The organism is Baia soyae (genome assembly GCF_004341445.1).
Classification (GTDB): Bacteria; Bacillota; Bacilli; order Thermoactinomycetales; family Thermoactinomycetaceae; genus Baia; species Baia soyae.
Genome location: NZ_SLXV01000060.1, coordinates 1 through 10102, shown reverse-complemented (window position 1 = coordinate 10102; position 10102 = coordinate 1). Strand labels below are relative to the sequence as shown.

At 34.8% G+C, this 10102-nt stretch carries 10 protein-coding genes; 2 read left to right on the top strand and 8 right to left on the bottom strand.

The features are described from left to right. Positions 1-899: 899 nt before the first annotated feature. The 6 genes from EDD57_RS13595 to EDD57_RS13570 form a co-directional block, all read right to left on the bottom strand. Positions 900-1424 (bottom strand): hypothetical protein, encoded by a 525-nt coding sequence (locus EDD57_RS13595; protein WP_131849957.1) that lies wholly within the window; start codon positions 1422-1424, stop codon positions 900-902. Positions 1425-1750: 326 nt separating this feature from the next. After that, positions 1751-2203 carry a thiol-disulfide oxidoreductase DCC family protein gene (locus EDD57_RS13590; RefSeq protein ID WP_165873835.1) on the bottom strand — a complete coding sequence of 151 codons (453 nt, stop codon included), beginning with the start codon at positions 2201-2203 and terminating at the stop codon, positions 1751-1753. 203 nt (positions 2204-2406) lie between these two features. Continuing rightward, complete coding sequence (locus EDD57_RS13585) at positions 2407-2823, bottom strand: PH domain-containing protein (protein ID WP_131849955.1); 417 nt, start codon at positions 2821-2823, stop codon at positions 2407-2409. A gap of 127 nt (positions 2824-2950) precedes the next feature. Beyond that, the gene (locus EDD57_RS13580; protein ID WP_131849954.1) at positions 2951-3586 is read right to left on the bottom strand and encodes a sporulation delaying protein family toxin; all 636 of its coding nucleotides are present in this window, start codon (positions 3584-3586) and stop codon (positions 2951-2953) included. 91 nt (positions 3587-3677) lie between these two features. Continuing rightward, positions 3678-4667 (bottom strand): sporulation-delaying protein SdpB family protein, encoded by a 990-nt coding sequence (locus EDD57_RS13575; protein ID WP_131849953.1) that lies wholly within the window; start codon positions 4665-4667, stop codon positions 3678-3680. Beyond that, the gene (locus tag EDD57_RS13570) at positions 4652-5215 is read right to left on the bottom strand and encodes an SdpA family antimicrobial peptide system protein (protein WP_131849952.1); all 564 of its coding nucleotides are present in this window, start codon (positions 5213-5215) and stop codon (positions 4652-4654) included. Before EDD57_RS13570 ends, EDD57_RS13575 begins: the two co-directional genes overlap by 16 nt. A gap of 892 nt (positions 5216-6107) precedes the next feature. Between EDD57_RS13570 and EDD57_RS13565 the strand changes: the two genes are divergently transcribed. Together EDD57_RS13565 and EDD57_RS13560 are read left to right on the top strand one after the other, a co-directional pair. Next, the gene (locus tag EDD57_RS13565; protein WP_131849951.1) at positions 6108-7430 is read left to right on the top strand and encodes a tetratricopeptide repeat protein; all 1323 of its coding nucleotides are present in this window, start codon (positions 6108-6110) and stop codon (positions 7428-7430) included. 191 nt (positions 7431-7621) lie between these two features. Then, positions 7622-8866 (top strand): MFS transporter, encoded by a 1245-nt coding sequence (locus EDD57_RS13560; RefSeq protein WP_131849950.1) that lies wholly within the window; start codon positions 7622-7624, stop codon positions 8864-8866. 145 nt (positions 8867-9011) lie between these two features. Here the strand turns inward: EDD57_RS13560 and EDD57_RS13555 are convergent, their stop codons facing one another. Together EDD57_RS13555 and EDD57_RS13550 are read right to left on the bottom strand one after the other, a co-directional pair. Continuing rightward, positions 9012-9839, bottom strand: a complete 828-nt coding sequence (locus EDD57_RS13555) for an IS3 family transposase (RefSeq protein ID WP_243649564.1) — start codon at positions 9837-9839, stop codon at positions 9012-9014. Between the two features lie 11 nt (positions 9840-9850). Beyond that, on the bottom strand, positions 9851-10102 hold a 252-nt coding region (locus EDD57_RS13550), incomplete at its 5' end, for a transposase (RefSeq protein ID WP_207896842.1).

Below are 10102 nucleotides of genomic sequence, written 5' to 3'. Positions count from 1 at the left end.
TATATATGTTTTTTTCTATATTTGGCATCAAGTGTATCTATCTATTTTACAAGATTAGTAGTGCCACATACAAAACCTCCTGTAATAGCCAAATCTCTTTGGAGATCGCTATTACAGGAGGCTTCTATTAGTTGGATATTACATAAAAACCTATTCATAGCCTAATTTTTCAAAAGATAAAGCCCCTTAAAGCTGATTTTTTTGTTCACAAATATGAGATATTATGCTTACAAAATCAATACTCTACATAGAACTGAACTCAATTCTAACCCATCATCGTCCCTAGCGGTCCTTCTTCGTTTACGATATCTTGCAAGGAGTAGACTGATATTGGAAAATAAGGAATTCCATAGACATAATACAGATACACATATAAAAGATATCAGTCGTATTGGGATTGGTTATATACAAAGTGGCTCAAATCATTCCGCCATTACAAGCACAACCCAAGCCCCTGTGATAGCCAGATCTCGTCCGAGATAACTATTACAGGAGCTTCTTTTGTTACTATATGTGTTGATATATTTTTATTTATTATTGTTTGTATTGCAGACTTGTGTATTATTTATCTTGAGCTGTATAATTAACTTCTTTATTTCGGCTAACCTTTTCTGCCGCTCTTCTTCTGTTATCTTTGGTGCTACTATGTGAATCGTCGTATTCCCTATATAATAGGTTGCATCTGGACAAAAATCCTCTTCCAATGTCATCACCTCTGTTCAAGGTATGCAGGAGTGCAGGATTTTTGACATGTATTTATTCTTTTAATATATGCAAGAACGCAATATACAAATACATAACCGTCAACTTTTTCAGGTTAATAGCAAACACATACAAAACCCCTGTGATAGCCTAATCTCGTGGGAAATAGCTATTACAGGGGATACAATACTAGATATTTAAAGACTTCTGTTGATTAACACCTCATAAATTTTTTGAAAAACAAGGCTATATGTTCCTTTTATAATTTCTTTACTTTCTACATCATTATACAATCCAAATCCAAACGTTTGCTTCTCCTCTTTCGATTCGAATGGTGCAAATCCTATGGCATACATACCATCTTTGCTATCTGGAAGATCATCGTATCCAATATCATCATTCATATATACATCTACCGATTTCTTAGCACCCATTATAAAAATAGGGTAGTTAAGTTTTTTGTAAATCGCTTTGAATTGAGGTTCAGAGGCTTGTTTTTGATACTCTGGCATAATAAAAAGTGCATGATAACCTTTACCTTCTTTTAAATTCCCTAACTCTATTTGCCGAAACTGAATATTTTTTTCTGCGACTTGAGGGGGCTTTCCTACAACAGCAATCGTTAAGGGCGGTCTAGAATTTAAACTCTTTGTTAACTCTTCATTCATTCCGTTTGCTTGACACGCTATCAGAAGAATGGACACACACAAAGTTTGGATCATGAGGAACAGTATCCTTTTCACCATTTCATCACTACCTCTCATCAGAAGAAATATATTGGCTATTCCAAAAAATTATGCGATACATGATTAATGCATTTTCCTTCCTTCATGTAAAATATCTTATTGCAAATATCTGCAACTCGCTGATTGTGTGTAACAACAAGCCCCTGTGATTGTGATAACCGTCGTCGGAGATGGCCTCCTATTCACAGGGTTCTATTTCGTAGATAGGGGGCTGTGGTCTATGAAAAGAGTGCCGACTATCCCTATGTATTGTACTTAGTTTCATTAAAAAACAAGTAGTGAATAATTCACACTCCTCGTCTTTATTTAGATATCAAACAATTTGTTTCCTTACATCTCCCAACTGGGATAATGGTTCGCCGACTTGCAATCCAGTCGTATATTCTTTTGCCAAATCCTAGTCGAGCGGACAGCACGAGAATCGGACTGAACACCCATAAAGGTGGAATATTCCGAGATATTCTTATCAGAGTATCAACTCCCTCTTCGATCCTATCCTGTTTAATGACTAACGAATGGATTCGTTTTTCCAACTTAACTATATCTAAGCCGTACTTTTCAACAACAGCATTTTCTCTAAACGACATAAACTTCAAACGTTTTAAGAAATCCCACTTCTCCAATTTATGGATACTACTCATACAGAAAGGACACCATCCATCATAAAAAATAAGAACAGAGCGGAGTGGTTGAATCTCTATGGAGTCCTGAATACCTAATTCCTGTCCGCTACACTTCTTTTTATTCCAATTCATATAATCACTCATCCTTTCACATTCCAAAGTAAATAATATTCAGGCATATTTACTAACAAAATATTATATAGAGATAAAATCTGGATATCATCATGAAAGAGTTATTTCTCTCTTCAAGACTTCAACCTCATCTCCTGTTCAAGCTAACAAAAAAGTACCCAAAGGTACCCATCGATTTACTACATTTTGTTTTTTATGTTATTTTAAATATCAGAGGAGATATTTGGATTTTTGCTTTTTAACATATTAACAAAATCCTTTTTATCTTTTGGAGAAATGATAACCGAACCATTACTATAGACGATCTCTATACGGTCCAGAATCGAAAGCGCTGGTGAAGCGATTAGGCTCTTTGTCTTCCTTACACTAGAAATAGATTGGTAAGGGATATTCCGACGAATAGGGCCGGATTTTACAATGATTTCATCATTTGTGAATTTGTAGTAGGTTGAAAAATAAATCCAGATGGTCAAACTATTTAACAACCAAAAAATCGCAATGGGAATCACTGCATCCTTTACAGTATCAAAAGAATAAAGTAAGAAAAGAGTGACCACAACAGGGATTCCCCATAGGATAGAGAACGAAATAAAATCTGTTTTGCTCTTAAATTTCTTCATGTCTTCCAACCTCCATTAAGTTTCCTCTATTTGGTTCCCAACAAACCAGATCAACACAACAAAGGGCGGGAATTTAGAACATATTATTTAATATGTTCTAAATTCCCAAGCAATAACTAGTTTAAACCTAACTTGTCACTAATCTCTCAGTCAAGTCTTGTAAAAAATATTCTCTTGCTAATGAGCTATCTTCATTTGAAATATCGTCTGGAGATGGGGCTTTCAAGTAAACTTTCGTTTTTGCAACTACAGCTGCATAAACATTTACTCCTGCTGCCGCATTTACAAGAGCTCCATAGTTAAATACAGCCGTCGCAGTAACTGCTACGACTGCAACTCCAACCGCAACCACAATACATTGACCTGTCCCAGTACCCAGTGCATTCTGGGTAGTCGAGTTTATTTTTGCTATTGATTGCAACAAATTAGCACCTTTCTGTAGAGTTGTATCTACTTCTGTTAAATCTCTAGCGTATATGGACGACTCCAGTTCTTTAAAGAAATTCGAGTCTTTTGCTTTGAATTCCTTCATAATCAAATCTACAGCCTTCTTTGATTCCTCTGTATTAGCTTTTGCTAAGACCTCCTTAGTCCAAATTTCTGGAAAAAGTTCTGCAACTGGTCCTTGACCAAATGCGATACCTCGATAAATCGTTTCTCCATCATATTTAGAAAAGCCTGCTGTGTTACCCTTAGCGTAAACTGACGTGCCTATTACAAGCATTGACAAAACTAAAAGAGCTGAAATAAACTTCTTAACCATATTCCATAACCTCCAAATATTTTTCTGGTCAATCAAGTATATAAGAAATTATGATTCTGAATATAACCACCCCCTTTAAACGATCCATACCTTACCTTTTACGTATATCTAACATTGGATCATTCTCTGTGATAAACTTCTTTCTTATCCTAGACAACCCTACACTATTAAAATATTTTTTAATTTTGTATATGAATTTAAATTCATTGTTAACAGGATTCAAATATAGAATCAACGCTCCAGTCATAACAATAGAAAAACTAATTAACCCTAGCATTATCGCAATAGTTTCATGCAACAGTAACGCAACAACTAGATAATATTTCCAATATTTTCTCGATGCAAACAGCGCTCCAAATAAGAAGATTTGCAAAAGCAGTGTTCCCCATGTGAGTATTACAACTGCTGGCGAAGTCAATATTGGCTTAACTAATTGTAGAAAGAAAGAATTCATCCCTAGCATAGGATCTTGTAGGAAGTAATAGACTGCTGTACCATCAATCCAAGTAGGCTCATACATCTTGGCAATAGACGAGTGAAAATATATAATTGCAACCTGTACTCGAATAGCGATTAACGAACACAATGCAATAATTCGAAAATAGACAAATTTATTGCTGTATAAATCGGCATGATCTTTTGCTTTTTGCCAGTGCCACGTTCTGTGATCTGTCAAAGTAATCGGGATCAATAGAAGTGTTAAAACTGCCGCAACTTGTTCTCCCCCATCTATTGTCACGGCAGAAACTTGCATACTATAAGCAATCCACCAATGAATAATCCCTGTAACATTCGGTCTCCACCCTGAAGCAATTACCAAAAGCAGAATAAACACTATCCATTTAACAAAGTTTAATGAAAAATAATCATTGGGTACCATACAGAAAATACTTATATTACCACTGCAATTAGGATACACGTCTGCCCCTGCCACAGGCCGGAAAAAAATCTGAGCTTCATTAAATACCAGTGTGATTGCCATTGCAATCGCTAACAATGACCTAGCAAATCCGTATACATTTGTCCATGGATTACTTGAAATCGCCCAATTGTATACCTTTTGTCCTATTTTTTCGAACATATAACCTTCACCCTCACAACTTTTGATGGCATTTCTATCTTCTTCCTACTATTACTCCACGCCCAAGGGATAGGCTGTTGAAAGGCAATGCCGATATCACCACAAATAGTAGGTTCTGGTGTGGGATTCTCTAGTTCAAAGACAATTTTTGATTTTTCTAGACAGTTTAACGGTTCGTCTCTACATTCTTGAAAATGAGAGCGTGGGATTTTACTATTAATTAACCCCGCTTCTATTCCTTGACTTCTTCCGAATCTCTTTAAACCAAACCAATTTTCAGACCTACTATTAGGCCAATTGGCAGCAATATCTTTTTTTGAAATATCGAAAGTCATGAATTGTTCTTCTCGTGGATTTTTGCTATAAAAACCCCATCCTTGAGGAAACCATGTTGCGATTTTTATTTTTTTCTCGAATTCTGTAATACGAATTCCATTGACAGGCATTACACTATGTATAGAAGTAAAAAACAGCAAAAACCAAATTACAATGGAGATAAGCAATATCCAACAAAAACGACTATATGAACGAATTTTCGGCAACTCCATCTTCTTCTCTTCTCCTTATTTATGAGGTATTTAACCAATGGAATAAATATTGTTCCAACCTGCTTGATAAGATAAATAGGTTTCTGGTATCACATCCTTCCTTATGAAAATCTCAATCTTTCAACAGGATCCCTTTATCTTCCCTCAGAAAATTATAGATTCATTTTCTTTTTTAATAGCACTAAAGATTGTTGGCTAATCTACAACATATATCCTGTATCTCTTTATTCACATTGTGTATATGTGATCCTATTTAAGTTCTTTTCCTGTTCAGATAGTAACGAATCGTACACTTTGCACAATGTCGAATCTTGTTGTCTACTATCTTAATTTCAACCTTTTGTTCCAATACCCTCACAATAGGATTGCAATATAACTTGTACATAAATGAATTGACTTCTTCCTTTGATCCTGTAACTTCAAGCTTTACCACGTAATCACTTCCCTACGATTAGAAATAAAAAATACTCCAGATATCTGATCGTTTGTATATTCTTTAGGAAACTAAACATGCAACCTTTTTTCTTGTTTAGTCAAAACTATACTCACCATCTACCACGCACTTTTAAATCAATAATTCCGGCAGATATATTTTTTTCTAAATAAACTGATTATAGATGCGAGAAAAACATATTTTTTATCTACATCTATAATCAGTTTAAACGAAACAAATCTTCGAACTTAATAATTCTTACAGCATATTTAATCAAAGTAATATTCCTATATCAATAAACAGATTTTAATAAATTTTTTTAATTTAATTTATATTTATATACAGTATGTTTATTTGTTATTTATGCAAATAAAATTTGATTTCAGTTTTATTTTTTAATAATATATTAAGTTAATATAGAATAAATAAATATTCACTATACAACTGGAGTGAGTCAACATGAATTTTGTCAAAATAGGGAAAGCCTTACGACACAAGAGAAAACAACTAGGTAAGCATGCGAAGGAGCTTGTTTGTGAAAATTTAACTCAGCCAACGATAAGCAATATTGAACGAGGAGTACCAACTAAAATCAAATCTATTACTCTTTATGCTCAGCAACTAGATTTTGATCTTAGTGATGTAGACATCACTCTCGAATCCGAGGAACAGAAGTTAAATGATCTAAATGAAGTACTTGAATCTATCTCGCATACGATAGATTCAGGAAACCCTGCCGAAGGTTTAAAACGTTTAAAACAACTTAATATTTCATCAGAACATCCATATATAACCCTTGTCCATTATCTAAAAGGGAGATGTTATTTTAGAAAAGGGAATCTAAAACAATCCGAAAAGCATTTCCTATCTGGTATCAGATATGCTGAAAATAGTTCCGAAGGGAACATTCAAAATGTTCTCTGTCAATGTTATAGCGAATTAAGCATCATCTATTATAAGCAAAATAACATCCAAAAAGCATTAGTTTATATTGATATAGCTCTAAATTCTTTTGATTCACTAAGTTCTTCTTATGATCAAAATTACATGCTTTATACGATGAAATTCAATAAAGCCGTATACTTGGAAAAGCAAGAGAGAATGGAAGAATGTGGAATGATTCTAAAAGAATTGATAAAAAACATCCAACATATTGATAGTGGCATAATAACTGCAGGCATATACGAGGTACTTGCAGATGTAAACTTAAAAATGAAAAATACAAAAGAAGCTATTTACCTTGCTGAAAAAGGGAGAGGTATTGCACGTAGAAATCAACTACACGACCGCAACTTCGCACTATGGATCGTATTAGGTAGTGCCTATCTAATCGAAGGAAAACTTATAAAAGCAGAAAACTGTATTAGTACCGCATTGACATTTGAGAATAAGCTTACTCAAGGTTTTTTGGCTTCAAAGGCATATACAAAATTAGGATATTTGTGTATGCTAAAAGAAGAATACCATGAATCTAATGATGCTCTTTCCAGAGCATTATCTATAGCTGAAAAACACAATAATGATCCTCTAAAAATAAAAGCCCTAATCGCATTAGGTAAACTAAATTCAGAAATAAGGAATTTCAAAGAATCTATTTTCTATTTTGAAGAAGCACTACCTTTAGCGAAAAGGCTAGGCTTAGAGGAAAAACAATACCTCATTGCAATGGAGCTGGTAAACTGTTGGAAAGAAATTAATCGAGAAAGGTCTATTCATTATTTGGAACTTGCACATAGACTTTATATGTCCTCACAAAAAAAGGAGTTGGGTTATGATGATTAAATCTACGATATCCGGTCTTTGTACATTGAGTGTTGTCTCTCTACTATCGTTACTCTCCCCCCACGCTAATACAAATTATGATGAACAATCTTTTGCAAAGTCGGTAGATATCACAGCTAAAGATAGCATGTATTTATATGGTGAACCTGTACACATGTAGTCTTTAGTACTCATCTAGAGGTGACATTATTTTGAAATTGATAAAATTGCATACTAATATTCAAATCCGCCTTTTGGATCAATTTTTAAGAGCCATTGCCTTTCACATGATAACACCTTTCATGATTATTTACTTCTCTAGTCATTTTTCACAGGCTCTGACTGGTGTTATATTGATGGGCAATCTAGTTCTTACATTCATTACGGCTCTATGTGGTGGCTACTTTGCTGACCAGTTCAGTCGTAAAAAAATAATGGTGGGTGCAGAAACCACGCGTTTCATAGCTATGGTTATAATGTGCATCGCAAGCACCCCCATTATTAACTCACCTGTGACCATATTACTTATGGTAATAATAAATAGTCTTTGCATTGGCTTTGCCCGTCCCGCTGGATCAGCTATGATTGCTGATTCCAGCCAACTCGAAGAACGGAAATATATTTTTACCTTAGACTATTGGTTTTACAATGTAGCTATGTGTTTGGGAGCTCTGGCTGGAGGCTTTTTCTTCAAATCGTATCTATCAGTACTTTTGATACTTGTCGCTACTTTCTCCCTCTTTTCCCTACTTCTGATACTTTTTGTTATTAAAGATACATATAGACATACACATCAAGCTACAAAAGAAAGAAAGTTACTACAAAAAATCATTTTTAATTACAAGAATGTTTTAAGCGATTCTGTTTTAAGAATGTTTTTACTAGCTAATTTACTTAGTCTGTCCGTTCAAATTCAAACTATGGACTTTACAGTAGTTCGTTTAGCAAACGAAATGAAACCACAATCCCTATTCTCATTTCAAGTTAATGGAATGGAGATGTTCGGAGTATTAAACTCGATTAACAGCCTTTTAGTTATAGGTCTGGGTTTCTTCTTTACTCGTTTAGCCACACATATTAGAGATACATGGCAACTTACTATTGGATTACTCCTCTATTCAGTTGGATTTACTATTATCTCTATAAGTAATAGCTCTTATGTCTTAATAATTGCCATGATACTAGTAGTGATCGGCGAGTTATTTTATGTTCCAGTAAAGCAATCTTTATTTATCGATATTGTACCTGTTGAAAATCGAGCTTCCTATATGGCTACTAATGATTTAGGCATTTTAGGTGCTACCTTGCTAGGTGGCCTAGCTGTATCTTTAGGAGCATTTTTCCCTTCTTGGATCATGGGAAGCTTATTTTTTGCTTGTGGTATCAGTAGTTTAATTTTATTTGGAAAGATCTTTGCTAGAAAAAAGCTGAATCAAGTTGATACATTAGCAAATTAGACTCCACATTCAAGGGGCGTTCTAATCTATCCCATGCTTTTATACTTCATCAGATTATATATTTGGAGAATGATTTAATTGAAACGTGGATACTACTGACCTGGTCAAGCAAAATTGTAACACCCTATTGAAAAAAACAAATCGACTATACCTCCATTGGAGTTTTTCCATTTAAGGCACTGTGAGGTCGTATATGGTGATAATAGCGAAAAATATAGTCATCAATTAATTGGTTTAAATGATCAAGATCTTTAATCACGTAGTGATTCAAGTGCTCGTTTTTCAGTTTTCCAAAGAATGATTCCATTGGAGCATTGTCATAAGGGCATCCTGACTTACTCATGCTTTGTACAATACGGTTCTGCGAGCAGAATTCAGTAAAAGATTTCGAAGTAAACTGAACACCTTGATCACTATGCAGAACCAATCCTTTTTTAGGTGAACATTTGTGGAGAGCCACTTGGAGTGTCTCAATAGCTAAATCAGCAGTTATGTATGAAGCTGTTCTCGTAGCAACAATCCTGCGGTTGTTCAGGTCTAAAATAGAACAATTGTAATGAAGTTGCCCACTGGCCAAATGAAGGTATGTGAAATCGATACACCATCGTTGATTGGGGTATTCAGCAGTGAATTCTCTAGCTAAAACGTTAGGAAACACCCTGTGTTTCTTACCCTTTACATAAGGTGGTTTCCGTTTGAACACAATGGATCGCAAACCTAGTTCCTTCATATATTTATAGACTGTTACTTGGCTACATAAATGCCCTTCGTGAGCTAACCTTCTCTGGATCATCCGGTAACCCATTTTCCCACCATAACGATGGTAAATTTCCTTAATACAGGTAAGAATCACTTCCTTCTGTTTGAGATAGTTTGATTTTCGTTGCTTGCGATAATTGTAATATGCATGAGGAGAGAGTTGGAATCGTCTTAGTAGCCATCTAACGCCAAATTCTTTGGCGTACTGATCAATAAATTGATAAACTATTTTTCGCTTTCCTTCGCAAAGAATGCTGCTGCCTTTTTTAAAAAGCGGTTTTCCTTTTCAAGTTCTTCATTTTGCTTTCTTAATTGGGCAAGTTGGTCAAATACATCCTTTTGGTTCGGTTGATTCATTCCATTGGTTTGTTTGCATTCTTCGCGGTATTTCTTGATCCAGCTATTAAGACTCCCTGCTCCCAGTCCGTATTCTTTTGTCAGGCTGTTTACACTTCTTCCCTCTTCGAGATGCATACG

Coding starts and splice junctions, on each gene's coding strand:
- EDD57_RS13595 (WP_131849957.1), bottom strand. CDS start 1,424: ATGATCCAAACTTTGTGTGTGTCCATTCTTCTGATAGCGTGTCAAGCA.
- EDD57_RS13590 (WP_165873835.1), bottom strand. CDS start 2,203: ATGAATTGGAATAAAAAGAAGTGTAGCGGACAGGAATTAGGTATTCAG.
- EDD57_RS13585 (WP_131849955.1), bottom strand. CDS start 2,823: ATGAAGAAATTTAAGAGCAAAACAGATTTTATTTCGTTCTCTATCCTA.
- EDD57_RS13580 (WP_131849954.1), bottom strand. CDS start 3,586: ATGGTTAAGAAGTTTATTTCAGCTCTTTTAGTTTTGTCAATGCTTGTA.
- EDD57_RS13575 (WP_131849953.1), bottom strand. CDS start 4,667: ATGTTCGAAAAAATAGGACAAAAGGTATACAATTGGGCGATTTCAAGT.
- EDD57_RS13570 (WP_131849952.1), bottom strand. CDS start 5,215: ATGGAGTTGCCGAAAATTCGTTCATATAGTCGTTTTTGTTGGATATTG.
- EDD57_RS13565 (WP_131849951.1), top strand. CDS start 6,108: ATGAATTTTGTCAAAATAGGGAAAGCCTTACGACACAAGAGAAAACAA.